Here is a 24026-nt window from a genome sequence, read left to right on the forward strand (position 1 = left end):
CGGGGAGGCGATCGTCTGGTCACAGTGGACAGTGGGAGACGTTCCCCCTCGACCTCGGCCGGTTGCCGAACACCGCTGGGATTCCGTCATCTGACGAAAGAGCACCCACCGGTTTCCCCTTGTCCCGACGGCGATGTCCGCGCTTCCTGCGGCGATGGGGCCGTTCCTGGAACGAAAACTCGGTGGACACGCGCGCGTCGCTGAGCGCAGAGTCTCGACCGCCGGATCCACAACCCCAGCAGCGGAAGGTGATGCACGTGCCAGTTCCCGCCCTGACCGACGACCAGGTCGAGCGGTTCGTCACCGACGGGTTCGTCCACTTGGCGGGAGCCTTCCCCCGGGAACTGGCCGACGCCGGGCGCGCCCTGCTGTGGCGGGCGACCGGTCTGGACCCCGACGACCCCGCGACCTGGACCCAGCCCGTGGTCCGCCTCGGCGGCTTCGCCGACGAGCCCTTCCGGCTCGCGGCGAACACCCCGGTGCTGCACTCCGCCTTCGACCAGCTCGTCGGCGCCGGCCGGTGGGTGCCCAGGCACAGCCTCGGCACCTTCCCCGTCCGCTTCCCCAGCGACGACGACCCGGGCGACGCCGGGTGGCACGTCGAGGCCAGCTTCCTCACCGACGACGGCAGCGCGTACCGGCTGAACCTGCGGTCGCGGGGCCGCGCCCTGCTGATGCTGTTCCTGTTCTCCGACATCAGCGAGGACGACGCGCCGACCAGGATCCGGGTCGGCTCCCACCTGGACGTCCCCGCGTTGCTCGCGCCGGCCGGGGACGAGGGGGTGGACCCGTTCGCCTTCGGCCCGGTGGCCGAGGCCGCCACCGCCCACCGGCCGCTCGCCCTGGCCACCGGCGCGGCGGGTGACGTCTACCTGTGCCACCCGTTCCTGGTGCACGCCGCGCAACCGCACCGGGGCACGGTCCCCCGGTTCATGGCGCAGCCCCCGTTGGACCCGGCCGGGCTGCTCGACCTCGACCGGGCGGACGGCGACTACTCGCCGGTGGAGCGGGCCGTGCGGCGCGGTCTGGGTCTGTCGGAGAACGGCCGCTGATCCAGCCCGGCCACCACAGCGACCAACACGAACAACACTGGCGAACGCCAACCGACGCCGACCGACGCCGACGCCGACGCCGACCAACACCGAACAACGCGGACGAACGCCGACCGAACAGCCCGAGCACGGTCTGGTCCGGTCTGGTGGCCGCCTGACCGACGCGCGCCCGCCGGAGTCGACTCCGGCGGGCGCGCGTCAGGGTGTCGGCGTGTCAGTTCACCTGCCGCTGCCGCCCCGCCCAGTAGGGCTCGCGGAGCTTGAACTTCTGGATCTTCCCGGTGGCCGTGCGCGGGATCGCGTCCCGGAACTCCACCGAGGTCGGCGCCTTGTAGCCGGCCAGCCGCTCCTTGCAGTGCGCGATGATCTCCCGCTCGGTGGCCTCGGCGCCCTCCGCCAGCACCACCAGGGCCTTGACCGTCTCGCCCCACCGCTCGTGCGGCACGCCGATCACCGCGACCTCGGCGACCGCCGGGTGGGTGAAGATGCAGTCCTCCACCTCGATCGACGAGACGTTCTCGCCGCCGCTGATGATCACGTCCTTCTTGCGGTCGCTGATGGTCAGGTGGCCGTCGGCGTCGAGCTCGCCGCCGTCGCCGGTGTGGAACCACCCGCCGTCCAACGCCTCCTCGGTCGCCTCGTCGTTGCGCCAGTACCCGTCCAGGACGACGTTGGCCCTGGCCAACACCTCACCGGTCTCCGAGATCCGCAGCCGCACCCCGAGGGCGGGCGCGCCGGCGCGGGAGAGCCTGCGGGCCCGCTCCTCCGCCGGCAGGGCGCGGTCGGCGGGCCGCGCCCGGTTGAAGGTCAGCAGCGGGCTGGTCTCGGTGAGCCCGTAGATCTGCTGGAACTCCCAGCCGAGCTCCTCCTCCATCCGCGCGATCATGCGAGTGGGCGGCGGCGCGCCGGCGCACACCACGCGCACCCGGTCCCGGCCGGGGATCTCGCCGTCCCAGTGCCGCGCCGCGTCGAGCACCATGTTCCACACGGCGGGCGCGCCGAACATCAACGTCACGCCGTGCTCGTCGACCCGGCGCAGGATCTCCTCGCCGTCGACCTTGCGCAGCACGACCTGCTTGGCGCCCAGGCCGGCGAGCACGTAGGGCATCCCCCAGCCGTTGCAGTGGAACATCGGCAGGGTGTGCAGGTAGACGTCCTGCTCCCAGGTGCGGGTGTGCAGGCCGAAGGTCATCGTGTCGACCCAGATGTTGCGGTGGGTGAGCCGCACGCCCTTGGGTCGGGCGGTGGTCCCGGAGGTGTAGTTGATCGTGGCGGTCGCGTCCTCGTCCGGCAGGGACCACGGGCGCGGCTCGACGTCGAACCGCATCACCCCGGTCTCGGTCGGCTCGCCGAGCACGAACCGCTTCGGGGCGTCGACCCCGCGCAGCGCCTCGTCCAGCTCGGGGTCCACCAGCAGCACGGACGCGCCGCTGTGCTCGACGATGTAGGAGATCTCGTCGGGCCGGAGCCGGAAGTTGACGGGCACGCAGATCCGGCCGCTGCCCGGCACGGCGTAGAGCAGCTCCAGCAGCCGCGCCGAGTTGTGGCTGACCACGGCCACCCGCTCGCCCTCGGCCACGCCCAGCGCGTCCAGCCCGGCCTGCCAGGCCCGGACCCGGCGGGCCAGCTCGCCGTAGGTCGTGGTCGGCACCGGCCCCGCCGGTTGCCGGGGCTCGTCGACGATGGCCGGGCTGTCGGCGAACACGGTCTCGGCGCGGTAGAGGAAATCGGCGACGGTGAGCGGAACCCGCATGCCAGCACCTCCCAGGTGTCATGTTGCCGACACCCTAGGTGACGCGGGCCACAGGGACCAGCGCTGATCAACAGCCGCTCGACCAGCCGGTCAACAGCGGCGTGGCCAGCGGCGGAGTGGTCAGCAGGGCCAGCGCTGCGCGTTCAGGTCCTTCTGCTTGCGCATCGAGCTGAAACCGAGCGCCCTGGTGCGCGGGCAGAACTGCTCGTTCCCCAGCTTGTACTCCGTGTGGAACACCGCCTTGCCCGCGCGGACGAACGGGGTGAGCTTCTCGCACTCGTTGAACTCGGCGCACGACTCGTTCACGGCGAAGTCGAACTCGTCGACGAGCTGGGGCACCTGGTCCAGGTCGTTCTTCAGCCCGATGGCCAGGCCGCGCTCGTGCGCGAGCCGGGCCAGCACCCGGTTGTAGGCGAGCTGGTGGTCGGCGGTGAGCGGGAACCCGGTGTCGTGCTGGTAGCCGTCGACGAGGTCGGCCTCCACGGCGTCGAAGCCCTTGTCCCGGCACTCGTCGAACCGGCGGGCCATCAGCGGGACGAGGACGTCGAGCCGGCGGATGTCCAGCCACCGCTCGCCCTTCCAGTCGTTGCCGCCGCCGAGCACCTGCTCCGGGAAGTGGTGCTTGTCGGGCCGGAAGTCCTCGTGCGCGCCCGCGTTGACGTAGCAGATGACTCTGCGTCCCCGGTCCTTCAGCGCCCGCACGGTGTCCGCGCTCGTCTCGACGCCGTCGACGTCGTAGACGGGCACGTCGACGTTGAGGTCGATCTCGCCGTGCAGTTGCCACTGCCAGGCGGTTCCCGGGGCGGGAACCCACCACTTGCGCTGCGCGGGCGCGGTGCTGCCTGCCGCCGCCTGGGACGTCGGCTGGGGAGTCGTTCGCGACGCCGCCGTCGTCGGTGCCGCTGTCGGAGTCGCCGCCGGGGTGCCCGTCGGGGTCGCGCTGATCGCCGGCGGGGAGGAGGGGACGCGTGTGGCGGGATCCTGCCGCCCACTCGGCCCGCCGGAGCACGACGTCAACACGAGAACCAACAACACCAGACCGGCGGGGGTTTTCCGCACGGCTGCCTCCAGATGGTCAGCGCCCGGTTTCCGGGGAACCCCGCGCGGTCTCCCGACGGAGCACCCACGTCCGAGATCCCATCGAACACCCGTCTCCCGCCGCGCGGCAGGCGTTCCCACGAATTTCTCGGCCGCACAAGGAGATCACCGCTTCACGACCGCCCGCGCCAGGACGCCGGAAGCCGCCGCCACGGGTTCGCCCCGTCGAGCTCGGTCGTGGTCAGCGCGCCGACGTGCCGCCGGCCCGCCGCCCGGCGCACCCACCGCTGCGCGATCCTCGGCGTGGCGTAGACGAGGTGGCAGAAGCGGTGCGCCGGGAGGCAGTGCGCCCACGCCGGGACCACGAGCCGGCGGTAGGAGCGCCACGGCCCCTCGAACGTCACGACGAGGTCGGCGAGCTCGGCGTAGCCCGGGTCGGGGTAGACGCCCGGGTTGAGCGCGACCTCGCCCACGCCGTCGTCGCGGAGCAGGGCGACGGTCCGGTGGTAGTGCGGCAGGGCGGCCCGGTCGGACCGCACCCGGTCCAGGAACACCCGGTCGACGCCGTACCACCGCCGGTACCGCAGGGCGTCCTGGCGGACCTCCTCCGGCGCGCGCTCGCCGTAGGCGGTGTCCAGGTAGCCGGCGACCGGAACACCCGCCGACACCAGGGGGTCCACGACGGCGCGGAACTCGCCGTCCGGACCGGGGCCCGGTCCGGCGGCGAGGTTCAGCACCACCAGGCGCGCCCGCGCTCCCCCGGCGGCCAGCCGCCGCCAGTCGTCGGGCGCCACCGCCGGGTGGAAGTAGGCCGGCACGACCGCGCTGGTCAGCGGACGCACACCGCCGCCCAGACGTCGGCCAACGTGGTGTCGAGGTCCCGACGCGGCCGCCAGCCGAGGGTCCGCGCCGCGAGCGAGATGTCGGCCTGCTGCCACGGCACCTGGGCGGAGCGGTCCGAGCCGGGTTCGGCCTCCAGCACCGGAGCCGTCGACCCGACGATCTCCAGGAACCGGGTGACCAGCTCCCGCGCGGTCCGCGCCCGACCGCTGGCGATGTTGAGCAGCCACGGCGGCCGCGGGGCGGTGGCCGCCGCGACCACGGCGTCGGCGACGTCCCTGGCGTCGACGAAGTCGCGGTAATCGCCGAGCGGCCCCAGCCGGATCTCGGCGGCGCGCGCCTGTTCGACCAGCCGGCCCAGCAGGCTGGAGGCAGGGACGCCGGGACCGATCGGGTTGAACACGCGGAGCACGACCACGTCCAGGCCGGTCTCCCTGGCCAGTCTCAGGACCTCGGTCCCGGCGAGCTTGCTGAGGCCGTAGCCGCCGACCGGGTGGGGCGGGGTCGTCTCGGTCACCGGCCGCCCCCGCTCGACCAGCCCGTACTCGCCGGCCGAGCCGAGGTGCACCAACCGCGCCGGCCGGTCGACGCGCGACAGGGCGGCGGCGAGCGTGCTGACCGCGGTGACGTTGAGCGCCGCCAGCGCGGCCGGCGCCCCGCCCACCGCGCCCGTCGCGTTGACCACGACGTCCGGCGCGACCTCGGCCAGCGCCCCGGCGAGCCGGTCGGCGTCGACCGCCGCCAGGTCGACCCGCAGGTGGGGACGGTCACCGCCGGGCGCGGCGCGCCCGGCGGTGACCACCTCCGCCCCGGCCTCCGCGGCGAGCCGGTCCCCGACGTGCCGGCCCAGGAACCCGGACGCCCCGAGCAGGAGGTAGCGCGTCACGCCCGCGCCCCCAGCAGCGTCGGGCGCAACAGGTCGAACTCGGCGTTGGCCCGGTCGTAGTCGTCGGGCCGGCCGATGTCGAGCCAGTAGCCGTCGAACGCGTACTCCCGGGGCGGCTCGTCCCCGGCGAGCAGGTCGAGCACGAGCTCGTCGAAGCCCAGCGGCAGGCCCGGCGTGTAGCGGCGCAGCGTCTCGCCGCTCACGCCGTACACGCCCATGCTGACCCGGTAGTCCAGGGTCGGCTTCTCGGCGAACTCCACGATCTGTCCGTCCTTTGTGGACAGAACACCGAAGTCGATCTTCACTTGTCTCTGGTAGGTGGCCACGGTCAGCGGCGCGTCCTCGGCGACGTGCCGCCGCAGCAGCACGGCGTAGTCCAGGTTCGTGAGGACGTCGCCGTTCATGACCAGGAAGTGCGGCGGGAGGCGGTCGAGCATCCCCAGCAGCGGGCCGATCGTGCCCAGCGGGGACTCCTCCTCCGCGTAGTCGACGGCGATGCCCCACCGGCTGCCGTCCCCGACGTAGGAGCGGATGAGGTGCCCGAGGTGCCCGATCGCCAACGTCGCGCTGGCGAAGCCGGAGGCCGCGAGCTGGCACAGCACGATGTCCAGGATGGAGTGCTGGTCGCCGATCGGGACCAGGGGCTTGGGCAGGCAGGTGGTGTAGGGCCGGAGCCGAGTTCCCTTGCCGCCGGCCAGGATGACTGCGTGCATGGTGTCCTCTCCTGTCACTACTGGTTGTAGAACTCGGGCTTGTACCGCTGGAGGTTCGCCGGGTCGCGGAACCACTCGATGGTCCGCAGCAGCCCCTCGTCCCTGGTGTGCCTCGGCCGCCACCCCGTGCGCTCGCGCAGCTTCCGCGCGTCGCACAGCAGCCGCATGACCTCGGAGTCCTTGGGCCGCACCCGCGCCGGGTCCTCCACCACCTGGACCTCGCGCCCCATCAGCCGCGCGATGTCCTCGACGAGTTGGCCGATCGAGACCTCCTCGCCGGTGCCGGCGTTGAGGTGCTCGCCCACCACCGCGTCGGCGGGCGCGGTGCCCACCGCCAGGAACGCCTCGGCGGTGTCGGCCACGTACAGGAAGTCCCGCGTGGGCCGCAGCGAGCCCAGCCGCAGCTCGTCGGCGCCGGCCGCGATCTGGCTGATGGTGGTGGGGATGACCGCGCGCGCCGACTGCCGGGGGCCGAAGGTGTTGAAGGGGCGCAGGATCACCGCCGGCAGGCCGAAGCTGAGGTGGTAGGACTCCACCAGCTTGTCCGCGCCCACCTTCGAGGCCGCGTACGGCGACTGCGCCTGGATCGGGTGCTCCTCGCTGATCGGCACCGTGCGGGCCGTGCCGTAGGTCTCGCTGGTCGAGGTGTGCACCAGCCGGGGCGTTCCGAGCTCGCGCACGGCCTCCAGCACGTTCAGCGTGCCCACGACGTTGGTGTCCACGTAGGACCGGGGGGCCCGGTACGAGTACGGGATCGCGATGAGCGCCGCCAGGTGGTACACCACCTCGGCGTCGGCGATCAGCTCCCGCACGCTGGCCGGGTCACGCACGTCGCCGAGCACCACCTCGACCCCGGCCAGCACGTCCGGGGACAGCGTCTCCAGCCACCCCCACGAGCCGAACGAGTTGTACAGCGCCATCGCGCGGACGCGGTACCCGGAGCGCACCAGCAGCTCCACCAGGTGGGAGCCGATGAAGCCCTCGGCCCCGGTCACCGCGACGGTCCCCCGCGCCTGGTGGGACACCACCTGGTCGGACACCGCCTGGTCAGACACCGCCTGGTCGGACACCGCTCGGTTGGTCGGCGTTTGGTTGGTCATCAGCCACTCTCCTCCAGTTCCCCCCTCAGCCATGGAGCGAGGCCCGCCCCAGGACCGTCCCGGCGTAGCCGAGCAGGACGGCGAACCACGCGCCGACCACGCCGACCTGGGCCAGGACGGGATCGGGCCACGCAGGGGACGCCGGCCCGAAGACGAACACCACGTCGACGGCGAGCGCCACGACGCTGGTCGCGAGCGCGACCGTGTTGATTCCGAACGCCTGCAACGACAACGCGAGGAACAACGCCCCGCCCACGACCACCGACGCCGCCCCGGAGAGCACCAGCTCGGCGGCCGGACCCTCCCCTGTGGACAGTGACGACGTGGACAGCGCGGTGCCCGCGGCCGTGAGCGCCGCCGCGACCACGAGGTACCGGACGCACGCGACCAGCAGCGCCAGCCGCGCGCGACGGGCGAACCGCCGCGTGTGGGACGTCCGGCGCAGCAACAGGAAGGTCCGCCGCCGGAACCAGGTCAGGTTCCACTCCGCCGCGCCCATGCTCAGCGACAGCGGGACCGCGCTCCAGACCACGGGGTGCGTGGTGGTCGTCGGCACGCCGACGGCGACCACGAGGAGCACGCCGGCGGCCACCAGCCCGAACAGGGCGTGCGGCAGCGCCGCGCCGAGCTCGGCCCACCGCAGCCGCCCCTGGGTCGGCGCCGGAGCGCCCCGCGTCCGCACGAGCGCCAGGACGACCACCGCGACCAGGCACGCGAGGACGACCAGGCGCACGGGCGAGACCAGCCCGCCGGGTTGGCCCAGCGCCAGGTGGGCGCCGCAGGCCAGCAGGGCGGGCGCGAGCGCGGCCAGCAGCCACCACTCCGCACCCAGCACCAGCAACACCGTGGCCCCGAGCAGGTAGACGCCCTGCCCGCCGGCCAGCGCCGCCTGGGTGGGGCCGGCGCCGAGCGCGAGGGCGAACCCGGCGACGGCGGCCACCGTCAGCGCCGAGGCGAGCAGGAACCCCCTGCGCAGCAGGCGAAGCGCGCCCCCGCGGTCGGACCGCCCGAGCCGCGACCACCCCACGTAGGCCAGCCCCTGCCCGAGCGGCCAGGACACCAGCAGCGCCACGACCAGCACGACGACCTGCGCGACACCGGCGCCGGCCGGGGCGAGCGCCGCCGTGCACACCCCCGGCAGGCCGAACAACGCGCCGCGCAGCACGTGGGTGACCGGGCGCGGGCGCCACGGGCACGGCTCCTCGGCGGGCTCGACCGGCCGCGGCGGCACGAGCCGGTGCAGCAGCTCGGCCAGCGCGAACACGTCGGGCAGGCCGTACCGGTGCCGGGCCGCCCGGTCGTTGACGCCCTGCGCCTCCAGCGCGGCCGCGATCTCCAGCACGTCGACCGCGTTCAGGCACACCGACCGCATCTCGGTCGCGAGCCGGAGCACCGGGTCGTCGAGGTCGGCCGGCGGGTGGGCAGGACTCGGCGCCCCGAGCACCGGCGGCGCCAGCTCGGGGACGGTGCCCGCGCTCACGCGATCACCACCGCCCGCCCCTCGGCCCTGGCGGCCAACCCGTGGTACAGGTCGTCGAACGTGCCGACCGCCTTGTCCACGGTGAACTCCTCCAAGGCCCTGATCCGGGCGGCCGCGCCGAGCCGGCTCCGCAGCTCGGGGTCGCGCAGCAGCCGCAGGCAGGCCGCCGCCATGGCCTCCGGGTCACGCGGGGGCACCACGAGTCCGGTGTCCCCCACGGCCTCGGTCACCCCGCCCACGTCGGTGGCCACGGTCGCGCGACCGCACGTCATCGCCTCGATGAGCGTGTACGGGAAACCCTCGGAGATGCTGGAGAGCACGACCACGTTCCCCGCGGCGTAGGCGTCCCGGATCTCCTCGACCCGGCCCTCGAAGGCCACCGCCTCCGCCACCCCGAGCTCGGCGGCCAGTTCCCGGCACCGCGCGTGGTAGGCCTCCCCGCCCCTGGGCGTGCCGCCGAAGATCCGCAGCCGGGCGTCCGCGATCTCCTCGCGCACCAGGGCGAACGCCCGGATGAGGGTCTCCAGGTCCTTGATCGGGTCGATCCGGCCGGCCCAGCTCAGCGTCGGCGTCGCGGGTTCGGCCCCTGCCGGGGGGAAGGCGGCCGGGTCCACCCCGTTGTAGACGGTGCGGATGCTGGCGGCGTTGGCGCCCAACCGTTCCTCCCAGCGTTGGTTGTACTGGTTCCCCGGCGCGATCAGGTCCGCCGAGGCGCACGCCAGCGCGCACAGCCGGCGGGTGAAGGCGAGCAGGAGCGCCTTGACCGGCCAGCGGTACGGCGCGGTCCGCAGGCCCAGGTAGCGCTCCCTCAGGTAGATGCCGTGCTCGGTGAGCAGCAGCGGCGTGCCGTGCGCCCACCGCGCGGCCAGGCCGACCAGGGCCGCGAGGCCGTTGGCGACGCAGTGCGTCACGTCCACCCTCGGCGGCGGGACCGTCAACGGGCGCAGGGAGTTGGCCAGCAGCCCGAGCGCCGTGACGGCGTCGGCCACCGTCGGTTGGGTCATGGCGTACCGGGGGACCCGGTTCCACCGGCGGGTGAGGGCGCGCACGGCGGGCTCGTCGGTCATGGCGGCGACGAGGTCGTGCTCCCGCGCGAACTCCGCCAACGCCTGTAAGGACCGGGCGAACAACGGCTGGGCGTGCTCCTCCGGGTCGAGCAGGGAATCCACCAACACCTCGAACAGGGGCTGGAACCGGTGCCGGGCCGCGCGGCCCGGCCGCCGCGGCGCGGTCGGCCCCCACAGGGGGACCGTCGACACCGCCGACACGTTGTCCGGCAGCTCCCACACCGTCGGCTCGCCGCCGGAGCCGACGAGCGCGACGACGTGGAAGTCGTGCCGCGGCAGCCCCCGCACGAGCTGGTCGCACCACACGCTGACACCACCGAAGCTGTGCGGGTAGGTGCCCTCGGTGATCAGTCCGATCTCCATGACCGCGGCGGGCTCAGCCGGTGGCCGTCGCGGGTGTGACGACGGTCAGCGGGGCGGCGGTCAGCCGCGCGTAGGTGGACCGCTCGCCGGCGTAGCCCTCGCCGTAGGCCGGGCCGGTCGCCGTGCCGACCCTGGCGCCCTCGGGCACGGTGAGCGGCACCTCGACCCCGGCCGGCCCCTGCACGGTGACGACGCCTCCGCGCTGGTAGGCGACGACGTCGCCCCGCTCGACGGCCTGGCGCCATGCCGCCTGCCGCTGGAGCTGCAGCCCGGCCTCGGAGAGACGGGGGTTCACGATGGGCGCGTTGGCGGCGTAGATGGCGCGGTAGCCCTGGAGCACGCCCTCCACCATCGGGTACAGGATGCGGTCCTCGGCCAGGTTGGACTGGTGCGCGTAGTGCGGCCGGGGGTCGTTGCCGAGCACGTGCCGCATGGTCATGGCGACGCCCTCGGGAACGATCTTCTCCCGGTAGCCGGTGGTCAGGTCCAACGGGCGGATGCAGGTGGTGGTCTGCGGGTTGTCCTCGCAGATGCCGCTGCCGCCGTCGGCCCGCGACGTGTAGATCCAGTTGTACTCGTCGACCTCCTCGACCACCTTGGCCACGTTGTAGAAGGTGTTCAACGGGTACCGGGGCACGGTCAGGGCCGAGCCGATCCGCCGCTGGACGGGGTCGCGGGAGTTGTCCGAGCCGATCCAGCGGATGCCGGTCTGCGTGAGCGCGGGCGCGAGGTTCGGGTTGTCGATCGGCTGCTGGGGCACCAGCCGCATGCCGGAGTGCTCACCGGTCACCAGCTCGTCCTCGCGGATCGCCAGACCGCGGTCCCGCGCCCACTGGAGGTTCCTGCTGATCTCCTCGGCGATCTGCTCCTGGCTGGCGTAGAGCACCTGGCCGGTCGCCGGGTCGGTCGCGCACCGCCACGGGACCACCGTGTAGTCCTGGACGCAGCCGAGGAAGGCGTGCGTGTAGGTGTGGTTGGCCCAGCGGAACGACGACCGCAGGGTGACGAACGAGGTGGTCAGCGGGTCGACGCCGTCGCGGTCGACGGCCTCGTCGCTGCCCTCGCCGTTGTAGTACATGTCCATCGGGAAGTCGTTGCGGCGCTGCCAGTCGAGCAGGTGCGTGACGTCCAGCGGGTTCATCCGGATGTCGGGGGTCTTCGGCACGCCGGGCGGGCAGCCGTCGCCGGGGGTGCAGTTGTGCTCGACGCTCCACCGCGCGTCCGGCAGGAACACGTCGTCGATGTGGACCGAGAAGTAGTTGCGCTGGTAGCCGAGGTGCACTCCCCTGGTCAGCCAGGTAATCAGGCCGTGCGAGAGGACCTGCGACTGCTGCTGGTGCGGGTTGCTGGCGAAGGTGAGCACGAGCCGCTCGCGCCCGTTCTCGTGCAGCACGCCGGCCAGCACGCCCCGCTCACCGGCGCCGCCGGGGACGGGCGCGGTGAGCACGGTCTCGAACCGGCGCCCCACCGCCGGGTCGTCGGGCAGCGGCTCCGCCAGGTACCCGTAGGACTCGGTGACCGTGGGGGAGTTGTCCTCGAACCGGACCGGTCCCCGCAGGTAGCGGAACGGCCCGGCGGTGCTGACGGTGCTGGTGATCCCGTCCAGGCCGCCGGCGTACCGGGGCGTGTTCAGGCCCACGTCGGCGCCCGGCCACGAGAAGGCGTCCAGCTCCCGGATCCGGAACCGGCGCTCGTAGTCGGCGAGCGCGGTGTGCTCGGCGGCGGCCAGTCCCGGCGTCGAGGCGCTGGGCAGCACCACGGCCTGGAACTTCGCCCGGTCCACGCCGTCCACCTGGTCGGCGAGGAAGTCGGGGGTGATCTTCTGGCGGGTGCCGCCCGCCAGGTCCACGACGGTGGTGGGCACGCCTTCGAGCTGCAGGAAGTGGCGGATCGCCTCGACCGAGTGGCTGCCGTCGGTGACGAGCAGGACCCGCAGGTCGATCCGGGGCTCGGCGGCCGCGGCCGGTGGCGCGGCGAGCAGCGTGCCGACGAGCGCCAGCACGGCGCACAGCGCGAGTCGGACGGACCGGGTCGGCCGGACGGCGGGTCGCCGCCGACGGGCCGAGTCACGGGAACCCGTCGTGCGGGAAACAGAACGTATCCAGGCGGCAAACGACATTTGACGCGTTCTCCAATCAGCCGGCAGGGGACGGCGACGACGCGCGGAGCGCGGTTCCGGCAATCGACAGCGCCGACCCGACTATCGGAGGGGAGCCGGCGCGACATTACCAGCTTCGCGACCGTTGACGAACTCAAAGCGATTTTCACTCGAACGGAGCATCAACCGACCCGACGACTGCGCCCGCAAGCAGTGGGACAAATGCGCCGATCAGCGCAACGAGCCCGATCAGGCGTTGTCACGGCAACAATACTTCTCACTTGTCCAGACAAGCGATAGGACGAAAGTCGGTAACTACTGACGAGTAGCCGAGAAAACGCGTTGTCGGATCACCGCGACGTACGCCGTTTGTCACCCTCTTTTCCGGCCGACCGGCGGTTGGCATACCGAAAAGAAAACCAGAGAAAGACTCACGAGCGCGAGCGGCCGCGGCGGCCAATTACCGGAAAACGTTTTCGCGGCGGGCCGCCCTCGGGGAACGCGTCCGGTTCCGGTCACTCCCAGGTGGAGGGGTCGCCCCAGGTGACCACCCCGGCCGCCGACGCGCCGGTGACGGGCACGGCGACCAGTTCGGGCAACGCCTCGGCGACCGGGGCGCGCAGGACCGCGGCCGCGAACCCGTCGTAGGGGGTCGGCTCGGCGTTGCAGATCACCACGGCCGCGCCGGCCTTCGCCGCCAGCCCCACCAGGCCGGCGGCCGGCTGCACGGTCAGCGACGTGCCGGCGGCGAGCAGCAGCTCGCAGTCCAGCGCGGCCTCCTGGGCGCGGCGCAGCACCTCGGGGTCCAGCGGCTGCCCGAAGGAGACGGTGGTCGACTTGAGGATGCCGTAGCACCCCTCGCAGTGCGGGTCGTCCTCGCCGGCGGCCACCCGCCGCAGCGCCTCGGCCATGTCGCCCCGCGCCCCGCACGTCAGGCACACCGTGCCGAACAGCGACCCGTGCAGCTCCACCACCAGCTCCGGGCTGGACCCCGCCCGCTGGTGCAGCTCGTCGATGTTCTGGGTGAGCAGCGCCCGCAGGCGGCCGGCGCGCTCCAGGTCGACCAGCGCCCGGTGCGCGGTGTTGGGCCGGGCGTGCCACGCCGGGTGCTCCGCACGGTGCCGCCACGCGAGCCGCCGGACCTCGCGGTCCCCGACGTAGGACTGCAACGTGAACAGCCGCTGTGCCTCGGGGTTGGTCGTCCACAACCCCTGCGGTCCGCGGAAGTCGGGGATGCCCGAGTCGGTGGAGACGCCGGCGCCGGTGAGGACGGTGATCCGCCGGGCCGAGGCGAAGAGCTCGCACGCCCGCGCCCACGCGGCCGTCCCGCCCTCGCCCCCGTCCTGGTGTCCCTGGGCGACCATGCTCTCCCCCCGCTCGCGGCCCGACCCGCCGCCGCGTGCCCCGCGCCGGCGTCACGCCCCACCCTCACGGTACGTGAGCACACCTCGGCTTCCGGCACGCCGGTGCGCTACTGGTCGGTAGCGCCGTCGACCGGCCGGCGGCCCCACGACTGCACCACGCGGGGGCCGGTCACGACCGTTCCCGGGTCCTCGGCGACGGCGGTCATCTCGGCGAGCAACGCCTCGGCCGCGGCCTCGTCGAGCAGGCCCTCGCCCACCACCAGCGGCATGATCGCCACCAGGGTCGAGCAGTGCACGCGCTTGGGCGCGCCCGCGAGGAACGCCGGGTGCGTGACGTTCAGGCCGATCTCGGCCAGCCCGGCGTCCCGCAGCAACCCCGGCAGGGCGAAGCCGATCGTCGGGTCGGCGCCCCGCCGGCGGACGAGGTCCTGGTAGACCCGACTGTAGGTGGTGTACGCGGCCGAGGGCGGATAGGTGAGGACGCCGTCGTGGTCGATGTCCTCGACCACCACGACGCCGCCGGGCACCGCGGCCCGGACCATCCGGCGCACCACGTCGGCCGGGTCGGGCAGGTGCCCGAGCAGGCACCGCGCGTAGACCAGGTCGAACCCGGTCATGTCCAGCTCCCGCGCGTCGCCGACCTCGAAGCTGGCGCCCCGCACCCCGCCGGCGACGGCGTCGGCGCGCGCCAGCTCCAGCACCTCGGCGTCGGCGTCGAGCCCGAGCGCCGAGCCGGACGGGGCGACCATGCGCGCGAGGTCGGCGGTGACGTGCCCGCCCCCGCAGCCCAGGTCCAGGCACCGGTGGCCGGGGGCGACGCCGACCCGGCGCAGCAGCGCCAGCGTCGCCGGGCGCAGGAAGCCCGCGATGATGTCGAGCCGGCGCTTGGCGACCGCGCCGCCGGGAAGGACGTACCGCTCCGTCATCGGTCACTCCCGGTGCCGGGATGGGAGGGGCGACACCCGCAGCGTAGAACCGCCCGCAGTCGATCGCCGGACGACCGCCGGACGATCACTGGCCGAACGCCGGGCGATCTCCTGGCGAACGTCGGGCGACCTCCAGGCGATCTCCGGGCGATCGGCGCGGGTGGGAGCGGGGCGCGAGCGGCACCACGGCGCGGACCGGGCGGGGAAGGGGGGTGCCCCGGCTTGAACCCCAATACAGGACAAGCGTACTGTTTGGGGCGACAGGGCGACCGGAGCGGACCCGGACGGCGTGCGCGAGACTCGCCCCGACAGCAAGTTCCCGAAACCTTGCAACCCGTCGCGAGATGGAGTTGGACGTGACTGCACCTGCGAGCCAGGACAGCTTCCGCGCCCGCGGCACGCTGCGGGTCGGCGACGCCTCCTACGAGGTGTTCCGGCTCAGCGCCGTCGAGGGCGCCGAGCGCCTGCCGTACAGCCTGAAGATCCTGCTGGAGAACCTGCTCCGCACCGAGGACGGCGCCAACATCACCGCCGACCACGTGCGCGCGCTGGCCGGCTGGGACCCCACCGCGGAGCCGAACACCGAGATCCAGTTCACCCCGGCGCGGGTGATCATGCAGGACTTCACCGGCGTGCCCTGCGTCGTGGACCTGGCCACGATGCGCGAGGCCGTGACCGAGCTGGGCGGCGACCCGTCGAAGGTCAACCCGCTGGCCCCCGCCGAGCTGGTCATCGACCACTCGGTGATCGCCGACATCTTCGGCCGGCCGGACGCCTTCGAGCGCAACGTCGACCTGGAGTACGAGCGCAACCGCGAGCGCTACCAGTTCCTGCGCTGGGGCCAGACCGCCTTCGACGAGTTCAAGGTGGTCCCGCCGGGCACCGGCATCGTGCACCAGGTGAACATCGAGCACCTGGCGCGCGTGGTGATGACCCGCAACGGCCAGGCGTACCCGGACACCCTGGTCGGCACCGACAGCCACACCACCATGGTCAACGGCCTGGGCGTGCTGGGCTGGGGCGTCGGCGGCATCGAGGCCGAGGCCGCCATGCTGGGCCAGCCGGTCAGCATGCTCATCCCGCGCGTGGTGGGCTTCAAGCTGCACGGCGAGCTGCCGGCCGGCGCCACCGCCACCGACCTGGTGCTGACCATCACCGAGATGCTGCGCAGGCACGGCGTGGTGGGCAAGTTCGTCGAGTTCTACGGCTCCGGCGTCTCCGCCGTGCCGCTGGCCAACCGGGCCACCATCGGCAACATGAGCCCGGAGTTCGGCTCCACCTGCGCGATCTTCCCGGTCGACCAGGAGACCATCGAGTACCTGCGGTTCACCGGCCGGAGCGCCGACCAGCTCGCGCTGGTCGAGGCCTACGCCAAGGAGCAGGGCCTGTGGCACGACCCGGCGGCCGAGCCGGTCTACTCCGAGCACCTGGAGCTGGACCTGGCCACGGTCGTCCCGTCGATCGCCGGCCCGAAGCGCCCGCAGGACCGCATCGCGCTGGCCGAGGCGAAGGACAAGTTCCGCTCGGCCGTGCGGGACTACGTCTCCGCCGACAACGTCGACGAGGAGATCGACGAGTCGTTCCCGGCCAGCGACGCCCCGTCGCACAACGCCGGGACCAACGGCGCGCGCCCGCACCGGAGCGTGCCGGTGACGCTGGAGGACGGCACCGAGACCGAGCTGGACCACGGCCACGTGGCCATCGCGGCGATCACCTCCTGCACCAACACCTCGAACCCGTCGGTGATGATCGGCGCCGCGCTGCTGGCCAAGAAGGCCGTGGAGCGCGGGCTGGAGCGCAAGCCGTGGGTGAAGACCACCCTGGCGCCGGGCTCGAAGGTGGTCATGGACTACTACGAGCGCGCCGGCCTGCTGCCGTACCTGGAGAAGCTGGGCTTCCACCTGGTCGGCTACGGCTGCACCACCTGCATCGGCAACTCCGGCCCGCTGCCGGAGTCGATCTCGAAGAAGGTCCAGGAGCAGGACCTGGCCGTGGTGTCGGTGCTGTCCGGCAACCGGAACTTCGAGGGCCGGATCAACCCGGACGTCAAGATGAACTACCTGGCCAGCCCGCCGCTGGTGGTGGCCTACGCGCTGGCCGGCTCGATGGACATGGACCTGACCACCGAGCCGCTGGGCACCGACTCCGACGGCCAGCCGGTCTACCTGTCCGACATCTGGCCGTCGCCGCAGGAGGTGCAGGAGGTCATCACCTCGGCCCTGTCCGCCGAGGCGTTCGCCGCCAGCTACTCCGACGTCTTCGCCGGCGACGAGCGGTGGCAGTCGCTGCCCACCCCGACCGGCAAGACCTTCGAGTGGGCCGCCGACTCCACCTACGTGCGCAAGCCCCCGTACTTCGAGGGCATGGGCATGGAGCCGGAGGCGGTCACCGACATCAGCGGCGCCCGGGTGCTGGCGCTGCTGGGCGACTCGGTCACCACCGACCACATCTCGCCGGCCGGCGCCATCAAGCCGGACTCGCCGGCGGGCCGGTACCTGCAGGAGCACGGCGTCGAGCGCCGCGACTTCAACTCCTACGGGTCCCGCCGCGGCAACCACGAGGTGATGATCCGGGGCACCTTCGCCAACATCCGGCTGCGCAACCTGCTGCTGGACGGCGTGCAGGGCGGCTTCACCCGCAACTTCCTCGCGGGCGGCGAGCAGACCACCATCTACGACGCGTCGGTGGCCTACGCCGAGGCCGGCGTCCCGCTGGTCGTGCTGGCCGGCAAGGAGTACGGCTCGGGCTCGTCCCGCGACTGGGCGGCCAAGGGCACCCGCCTGCTGGGCGTGCGGGCCGTGATCGCCGAGTCCTACGAGCGCATCCACCGCTCGAACCTGATCGGCATGGGCGTGCTGCCGCTGCAGTTCCCCGCCGGCCAGACGGCGGCCTCGCTCGGCCTGGACGGCACGGAGACCTTCGACTTCACCGGGATCACCGCCCTCAACGACGGTGAGACCCCGCGCACGGTCAAGGTCACCGCGCGCAAGGAGGACGGCTCGGCGGTGGAGTTCGACGCGGTGGTCCGCATCGACACCCCCGGCGAGGCGGACTACTACCGCAACGGCGGCATCATGCAGTACGTGCTGCGGAAGATGCTCCGGAGCTGAGTGACCTGGTGGTCAGCGCGGAAGGGCCCCGTCCGGTCGGACGGGGCCCTTCCCGTCTTCCGGATCAGTCCCGACGCCTGGGCGTCGGAGGAGGGAGCGGCAGTGCTCAGCCCGAGCGCGCTGGCCGTCGCCGGCGCGGTCGCCCTCGTCGGAGCCGTGGTGCAGGGCGTCGCCGGCTTCGGCCTGAACCTGTTGTGCGCGCCGCTGCTGGTGTTGGTGGACCCGGCGTTGGTCCCGGTGCCCGTGTTGCTGGTCGCCACCGTGCAGTCGGGGTTGGGCGTGGCGCGGGAGCACGCGATGACGGACTGGCGCGGGGTCGGGTGGGCGGTGCTGGGCCGGGGGGGCGGGAACGTGCTGGGCATGCTCGTCGTGGCGTCGCTGCCGCTGCGGGAGTTCTCGCTCGTGGTGGCGGGATCGGTGTTGGTCTGCGTCGGGTTGTCGGTGGTCTCGTGGCGGCCGACGCCGACCCGCAACGGCCTGCTGCTCGCCGGCGCGGCCAGCGGCGCGTTCGGCACCACGTCGGCGATCGGCGGCCCGCCGATGGCGTTGATCTACCAGGGCGAGCGGGGTCCCCGGGTCCGGGCGACGCTGAGCGCCTACTTCCTGCTGGGCTCGATCACGTCCCTGGTGACGCTCGGGGTCGCCGGCCGGGTCGAGGTGGCGCACCTGTGGGCCGCGCTGTCGCTGCTGCCGTTCGTGGTGCTCGGCTTCGTGCTGTCCGGACCGCTGCGCCGGTTCCTCGACGCCGGCCGCGTGCGGCCCACGGTGCTGGTCACCTCCGCGGTGGCCGCCGTGCTCCTGGCCGGCCGGAGCCTGCTCGGCTGACCCCGGTCGCGGGCGGCCCCGAGCTGGTCATGACGGACGGGACGCTGGAGGCAGCCCCGCGCGGGGGCCGGCCGCAGACGAGACGCCGCCGGCCGGCCCCGCGGGCACACCCATCACCGGCTCGGGAACAGGTTTCACCCAGCCAGGTCCACCCCGGACCCGCCGAAATGTCAGACCCCTCCGCCATGATCTGAAAAGGGGGTTCCCCCCGCTTCAGCCCCGTAGATGGTCCCCCGGGGCGGCCCGGCGAGCACCGCGCCCCATCACCGGCCCGCGGACGGCTTTCACCCGACCAGGACCACCCCGGAACCCCAGAATTGTCAGACCCACCCGCGATGATCTGAAAAGGGGGTTCCCCCCTGCTCAGCCCGGTAGATGGTCCCCCGGGCGGCCGGGGCGGCCCGCGCGGCGGGGGTCAGCGCCGGGTCAACAGGAACACGCGGATCTGCCGTCCGGCACGGGCGGCGTAGGTGTTGTAGACCGGCCAGAGGCGGGTGATCTCCCGCCACGCCTCGGCCCGTTCGTCGCCGGTCAACAACGTCGCCCGCACCGGAACGGTCCGGCCACCGGCGATGACCTCGGCGTCGGGGTGGGCCAACAGGTTCGCCGACCACCCCGGGTGTTCCCGCAGCCCGTAGTGCGAGCCGATGACGAGGTGTCCGCCCCGGTAAGGGATGTGCAGCAACGCGACCTGCCGGGTCTGGCCGCTGCGCCGACCCGTGGTGTTGAGCAGCAACGTGGGCACGCCGAGCAGCGAGAGCGGGCGCACCCGGCCCGCGGTGCGCCGCTGCACCGCCAGGTCCAGCGGACCGAGGAACCGGCCGAACCTGCTGCTCCACGACTGTCGTTGGGCCCACTGGAAAGCCTGTCGTAACACGTTCATGCCCCCATCGTCGTCGCCCTCGCGCCGCGGGGCGAACCCGTTCCCCGAACGGAGCAACACCCGAGGGCAGGACCGCGCGGCACCGTCCACTCCAATCGTCCACAATGGACATCAGACAGATGGCCAGATGCGTCCCGGGCAAACGAGGCGCTACACCGCCTGCGCCAGCGAGAGCCCGAAGCGCATGCCATCGTCCGTCCACAGTCGACGGAGCGCGAACCCGGCCGCGGACAGCTCGTCGGCCACGCGCTCCGGGCGGAACTTCGCCGAGACCTCCGTCCGCAGGTCCTCCCCCGCGGCGAAGGAGACCTCCAGGTCGAGCGCCGCGACCCGCACCCGCATGTCCCGCAGGGCGCGCAGCCGCATCTCGATCCACTCCTGCTCGGCGTTCCACAGCGCCACGTGGTCGAAGGCTGCGACGTCGAAGGCCGCGGTGAGCTCCCGGTTCACCACGCGCAGCACGTTGCGGTTGAACTCCGCGGTCACCCCCTCGGCGTCGTCGTAGGCGCGCACCAGCACACCCGGGTCCTTCACCAGGTCCGTGCCCAGCAACAGGAACTCGCCGTGCCGCAGGACGTGCCGCAGCTCCTTGAGGAACCAGGACCGCTCCTGCGGCAGCAGGTTGCCGATGGTCCCGCCGAGGAAGGCGACCAGGCGCCGCGCGTCCTCGGTCGGGATGCTCAGCCGCTCGGTGAAGTCGGCCACGATGCCGTGCACCGTCAGGCCCGGGTAGTCCGCGGCCACGGCCGCGAGCGCCGCCCGCAGCGCCGGCTCGGACACGTCCAGCGGCACGAAGCGGCGCAACGAGCCGTGCGCGACCAGGGCGTCCAGCAGCAGCCGGGTCTTCTCCGACGAGCCCGAGCCCAGCTCGACGAGCTCCTCCGCGTCGGTCAGCTCCGCGATGGCGGTGGCGCGCGCGGCGAGCACCTCGCGCTCGGCCCTGGTCGGGTAGTACTCGTCGAGCGTGGTGATGCGGTCGAACAACGCGCTGCCCCGCGCGTCGTAGAACCACTTGGGCGACAACCACTTCGGGGCGTCGGTCAGCCCGGCGCGCACGTCGGAGCGCAACGCGACGGCCGCGTCCCGCTCGGTGAAGCGCACCTCCAGCACGGGATCGGTCATCGGGTTCCTGTCGGGATCGGGCCGCCCCACCGAGGGGCCAGCGGATGGAGCTCCACACCGGACCGGTCGGCGACCACGAGGTGCTGGTCGGGCACCGCCCGCCAGGCCGGGTCGTCGTCCCACGGCTCGGAGCTGACCGCGACCGACCCCCGGCCCGCCAGCACCGACAGCGAGTGGGTCCAGGTCGTGGCGACCACGACCTCGCCGTTGGTCAGCAGGAGGTTGAGCCGGGCGCCCGGCGCCTCCGCCGCCACGGTCAGCACCAGGCTGGCCAGCGCGTCGCCGGGCTCAGTGCCCTTGCGCAGCTCACGGCGCAGCAACAGCCACAGCAACGCGGAGTCCATCGGGGCCTCGATGGTCAGCAGCTCGGTCACCGGGAGCTGCTCGGCGAGCCGGGCCACCGAGTCCGGCCAGCCCCTGACCGCCCCGTTGTGCGCGAACAGCCAGCCGTCGTCGGTGAACGGCGCGCACGCGGTCGCCACGACCGGCATCCCGACGGTCGCCGAGCGGACCGAGGCCAGCACCGCGCCGGACCGGGTCACCGCCGCCAGCTCGGCGAACCCGACGTCCGACCACAGTGGACTGGTGGTGCGGTGGCGCACCGGGGGGCCGTCCGGCGTCGGGAACCAGCCCACGCCGAACCCGTCCGCGTTGAGCGCGCCCCCGCCGCGCGAGTCGCGGGGCGCCCAGGACTGCCGCAGCAGCGAGTGCGGCGGGTCCAGGACCAGCTCCGCGAGGGACCGCGGCGGGCCGAGGTAGGCCAGGTGCCGGCACACCGCGGTTACCCCAGCTCGTCCGGCCGCGGGTCGCGGGCGCAGCGGAAGCCGCAGAAGATCTGCCGGCGGACCGGGAGGTCCCAGTTGCGGAAGGTCCCCCGGCAGGCGAGCGGGTCGGTGCCGAACGAGCCGCCGCGCAGGACCTTGTACCGGTCGCCGAAGAACACCTCGGAGTACTCGCGGTACGGGAACGCGGCGAACCCCGGGTAGCCGTGGAAGTCGGTGCTGGTCCACTCCCAGACGTCGCCGACGAGCTGCCGCGCGCCGCACGGCGCCGCCCCCGCCGGGTAGCTGCCGGTGGGCGCGGGCCGCAGGTGCCGCTGCCCGAGGTTCGCGTGCGCCGGCCCCGGGTCCTCGTCGCCCCAGGGATAGCGCAGGGACCGGCCGCTGACCGGGTCGAAGCGGGCGGCCTTCTCCCACTCCGCCTCGGTCGGCAGCCGGCGGCCCGCCCAGCGGGCGTACGCCTCGGCCTCGAAGTAGCAGACGTGCAGCACGGGCTCGTCCGGCGGCAGCGGCTCGACCCGGCCGAACCGGGTGCGCCACCACCGGCCGTCGCTGTCGCGCTCCCAGAACTGGGGCGCGGTCAGCTCCGCCCGGCTCCGGTGCGCCCAGCCCGGCCCGCTCCACCAGCGCGGGTCGTCGTAGCCGCCCGCCTCGACGAACCCGAGGTAGTCGGCGTTGCTCACGGGCACCGTGTCGACGACGAAGGTCGGGACGTCCACGACGTGCGCCGGGCGCTCGTTGTCCAGCGCCCACGGCTCGGTGGAGGTGCCCATGGTGAACGGACCGCCCGGCACCACCACCTCGCGGGGCAGCCGGCCGGCGTCGGCGGGGGCCGGCGGCACGGGCTCGTCGGCCAGCGCCGGCGAGCCGACCCGGAGCTGGTGGGTGGCCAGCATCGTCTCGTCGTGCTGGTGCTCGTGCTGAAGGATCATGCCGAAGCCGAAGGCGGCGTCGACCAGGGGCCGCCCGCTCAGCGGGACGCGGTCCAGCACGTCGAGGACCTTGTCCCTGACCTCGCGCACGTAGGACCGGGCCTCGGCGGGGTCGAGCAGCGGCAGCAGGGGGCGGTCCTTCCTGGGGTGCCGGAACGCGTCGTAGAGCTCGTCGATGTCGCACCGCACGGGCTCGCGGCCGCCGACGTCGCGCACGAGCCACAGCTCCTCCTGGTTGCCGATGTGCGCGAGGTCCCAGACCAGGGGTGACATCAGCGGGGAGTGCTGCCGGACGAGGTCGGCGTCGTCGACGGCGTCGGTGAGCGCGGCGCTGCGCGCACGGGTCCTGGTCAGCTCCGCGGCCACGTGCGCGCGCAGCCGTTCGCTCGGCATGTCCTCCGGGGTCATCGGCGTGCTCCTCCCGTCGGCCCCGCACCCGCCCCGCCGGGCGGTCGCAGCTTGGCGCGCAGTCGCTCCAGCACCGGCTCCGCCGCGCCGTCGGGCAGGTCGACGTCCCCGACCGCGTCGCGCACCAGGTCGAACAACCCGTGGGCGACCCTGGCGAGCGCGGGGTCGCGCAGCCCCTCCCGCGCCGCCTGCACCCAGTGCGACGCGGTCGGCGCCGCCAGCTCCAGCACGGCGTCCACAGTGGACTCCCGGGCGAACAGCGCGGCCAGCGCCACCACCGGCGGCACCCAGTCGTCGCCCGGCTGGGTGTCCAGGTACCGCACCTCCAGGTAACCCCGCGGCCGCACCGGCGGGAACATCGTGCTCATGTGGTAGTCGAGGTCCTCCACCGTCGGCGCGGGCGCGAACGCCCCGGCGATCCAGTCGGCGAAGCTCACCCCCGGCGGGGCGTCCCACACCCCGTTCGCCCTGCGCACGCAGACCAGCGGGGTCTGGAGGACCCGGCGCGCCCAGCCGGCCGCCGGGTCGCCGTTGATCACGGCCGGTCGGGTCCTCGGCGGGTCGGTCCCGAACAGCGAGGCCATCCGCGAGGACACCCAGCCGGTCCGCTCCCCCGCCAGCACCGGCGAGTTCGCGAAGGCGGCGGAGAGCGCGGGACCCACGGCGTGGACCGCCGCCCACCGGGCCGCGACGCGGTCCGGCTCCCCCGCGTCGAGACAGACCTGGAGGCCGGCGGTGCTGCACATCATGGTGTTGCCGTCCGGTCCGATCCGGTCGAAGGCGCGTTGCATCGCCTCGTACCGGGGGATCTGGAGCAGCCGCGTTGGCGGTCGGTGGGCGTCGATCCCGTGCTCGCCGAGCACCAGGCCCGCGCCGGCCAGCAGGGCGACGAGCTGGGCGACGTCGGCGAAGGTCGCCGCGACGAGGCCGGCCAGCGAGGAGTGCGGCGCGCTGGAGATCTCGACCTGGCCACCGGGCTCGACGGTCACCGTGGAACCGTGGTCCAGCGGGCGGTGCGGGCCCTCGGGCGCCAGCGTCGGCGGGGCGTACGGGCCGAGCGCGGCGGCGAGCTGCGGGGCCGCCAGCGGCCGGCCGGGGTCGGCGCGGTGGTGCACCACCCACTCCAGCTCGACCCCGAGCAGGCGGGGCGGGCCGGGGGCGAAGGCGACCGAGGCGATGTGGGACTCGGCCTCGGCCCGGGAACGCAACAGTCGGGGAGCTCGGTCGGCGTCATCAGCGATGCGGAGCGCAGTCACAGCGCCACCCCCTGTAATCGCCTGGCCTTGA

At 73.4% G+C, this 24026-nt stretch carries 19 protein-coding genes; 3 read left to right on the top strand and 16 right to left on the bottom strand.

The genetic code is table 11. The features are described from left to right. The first annotated feature begins 257 nt into the window (after window positions 1–257). Window positions 258–1052: a phytanoyl-CoA dioxygenase family protein gene (locus tag BUE43_RS27405; RefSeq protein ID WP_234995959.1), complete on the top strand. Its 795-nt coding sequence runs from the start codon at window positions 258–260 to the stop codon at window positions 1050–1052. Between the two features lie 214 nt (window positions 1053–1266). Here BUE43_RS27405 and BUE43_RS27410 read toward each other — a convergent pair whose 3' ends face one another. The 11 genes from BUE43_RS27410 to BUE43_RS27460 form a co-directional block, all read right to left on the bottom strand. Next, entirely contained in the window at window positions 1267–2805 is a 1539-nt protein-coding gene (locus BUE43_RS27410) for an AMP-binding protein (protein WP_073488811.1), read from the bottom strand. A gap of 120 nt (window positions 2806–2925) precedes the next feature. Further along, a complete protein-coding gene (locus BUE43_RS27415) occupies window positions 2926–3864 on the bottom strand; it encodes an endo alpha-1,4 polygalactosaminidase (RefSeq protein WP_073488813.1) in 939 nt (312 codons plus the stop codon). 152 nt (window positions 3865–4016) lie between these two features. Continuing rightward, complete coding sequence (locus BUE43_RS27420; protein WP_159447796.1) at window positions 4017–4685, bottom strand: spherulation-specific family 4 protein; 669 nt, start codon at window positions 4683–4685, stop codon at window positions 4017–4019. Further along, on the bottom strand, window positions 4673–5569 hold the full coding sequence (locus BUE43_RS27425; protein ID WP_200797682.1) for an NAD-dependent epimerase/dehydratase family protein: 897 nt from the start codon (window positions 5567–5569) through the stop codon (window positions 4673–4675). The genes BUE43_RS27420 and BUE43_RS27425 overlap by 13 nt, the downstream gene beginning before the upstream one ends. Continuing rightward, entirely contained in the window at window positions 5566–6282 is a 717-nt protein-coding gene (locus BUE43_RS27430; protein WP_073488815.1) for a sugar phosphate nucleotidyltransferase, read from the bottom strand. Before BUE43_RS27430 ends, BUE43_RS27425 begins: the two co-directional genes overlap by 4 nt. Window positions 6283–6299: 17 nt before the next feature. Beyond that, window positions 6300–7382 (bottom strand): GDP-mannose 4,6-dehydratase, encoded by a 1083-nt coding sequence (locus tag BUE43_RS27435; protein ID WP_083960228.1) that lies wholly within the window; start codon window positions 7380–7382, stop codon window positions 6300–6302. Between the two features lie 25 nt (window positions 7383–7407). Then, window positions 7408–8862: a hypothetical protein gene (locus tag BUE43_RS27440; RefSeq protein ID WP_073488817.1), complete on the bottom strand. Its 1455-nt coding sequence runs from the start codon at window positions 8860–8862 to the stop codon at window positions 7408–7410. Beyond that, window positions 8859–10292, bottom strand: coding sequence for a GT4 family glycosyltransferase PelF (gene pelF / locus BUE43_RS27445; protein ID WP_073488820.1), 1434 nt, complete (start codon window positions 10290–10292; stop codon window positions 8859–8861). The genes BUE43_RS27440 and pelF overlap by 4 nt, the downstream gene beginning before the upstream one ends. Before the next feature lie 13 nt (window positions 10293–10305). After that, window positions 10306–12294 (bottom strand): hypothetical protein, encoded by a 1989-nt coding sequence (locus BUE43_RS27450; protein ID WP_073488822.1) that lies wholly within the window; start codon window positions 12292–12294, stop codon window positions 10306–10308. Between the two features lie 611 nt (window positions 12295–12905). Continuing rightward, window positions 12906–13754, bottom strand: a complete 849-nt coding sequence (locus BUE43_RS27455; RefSeq protein WP_083960230.1) for an SIR2 family NAD-dependent protein deacylase — start codon at window positions 13752–13754, stop codon at window positions 12906–12908. 107 nt (window positions 13755–13861) lie between these two features. Next, window positions 13862–14680 (bottom strand): methyltransferase domain-containing protein, encoded by an 819-nt coding sequence (locus tag BUE43_RS27460; protein ID WP_073488824.1) that lies wholly within the window; start codon window positions 14678–14680, stop codon window positions 13862–13864. A gap of 356 nt (window positions 14681–15036) precedes the next feature. On the opposite strand from BUE43_RS27460, the gene acnA reads away from it, so the two are divergent. Together acnA and BUE43_RS27470 are read left to right on the top strand one after the other, a co-directional pair. Continuing rightward, the gene (gene acnA / locus BUE43_RS27465; RefSeq protein WP_073488963.1) at window positions 15037–17790 is read left to right on the top strand and encodes an aconitate hydratase AcnA; all 2754 of its coding nucleotides are present in this window, start codon (window positions 15037–15039) and stop codon (window positions 17788–17790) included. 102 nt (window positions 17791–17892) lie between these two features. Continuing rightward, window positions 17893–18615: a sulfite exporter TauE/SafE family protein gene (locus BUE43_RS27470; protein WP_073488826.1), complete on the top strand. Its 723-nt coding sequence runs from the start codon at window positions 17893–17895 to the stop codon at window positions 18613–18615. Window positions 18616–19030: 415 nt separating this feature from the next. On the opposite strand, the gene BUE43_RS27475 is transcribed toward BUE43_RS27470, so the two are convergent. The 5 genes from BUE43_RS27475 to BUE43_RS27495 all read right to left on the bottom strand — a co-directional run bounded on the left by BUE43_RS27475 (window position 19031) and on the right by BUE43_RS27495 (window position 23995). Continuing rightward, on the bottom strand, window positions 19031–19498 hold the full coding sequence (locus tag BUE43_RS27475; RefSeq protein WP_073488965.1) for a nitroreductase family deazaflavin-dependent oxidoreductase: 468 nt from the start codon (window positions 19496–19498) through the stop codon (window positions 19031–19033). 150 nt (window positions 19499–19648) lie between these two features. Continuing rightward, a complete protein-coding gene (gene egtD / locus BUE43_RS27480) occupies window positions 19649–20620 on the bottom strand; it encodes an L-histidine N(alpha)-methyltransferase (RefSeq protein ID WP_073488829.1) in 972 nt (323 codons plus the stop codon). After that, window positions 20617–21396, bottom strand: coding sequence for an ergothioneine biosynthesis protein EgtC (gene egtC, locus BUE43_RS27485; protein ID WP_073488831.1), 780 nt, complete (start codon window positions 21394–21396; stop codon window positions 20617–20619). Before egtC ends, egtD begins: the two co-directional genes overlap by 4 nt. A 5-nt stretch (window positions 21397–21401) precedes the next feature. After that, entirely contained in the window at window positions 21402–22739 is a 1338-nt protein-coding gene (egtB, locus tag BUE43_RS27490) for an ergothioneine biosynthesis protein EgtB (RefSeq protein ID WP_073488833.1), read from the bottom strand. Beyond that, window positions 22736–23995: a glutamate-cysteine ligase family protein gene (locus BUE43_RS27495; RefSeq protein ID WP_083960231.1), complete on the bottom strand. Its 1260-nt coding sequence runs from the start codon at window positions 23993–23995 to the stop codon at window positions 22736–22738. The genes egtB and BUE43_RS27495 overlap by 4 nt, the downstream gene beginning before the upstream one ends. Between the last annotated feature and the right edge of the window lie 31 nt (window positions 23996–24026).

The organism is Streptoalloteichus hindustanus, assembly GCF_900129375.1.
Lineage (GTDB): Bacteria > Actinomycetota > Actinomycetes > Mycobacteriales > Pseudonocardiaceae > Streptoalloteichus > Streptoalloteichus hindustanus.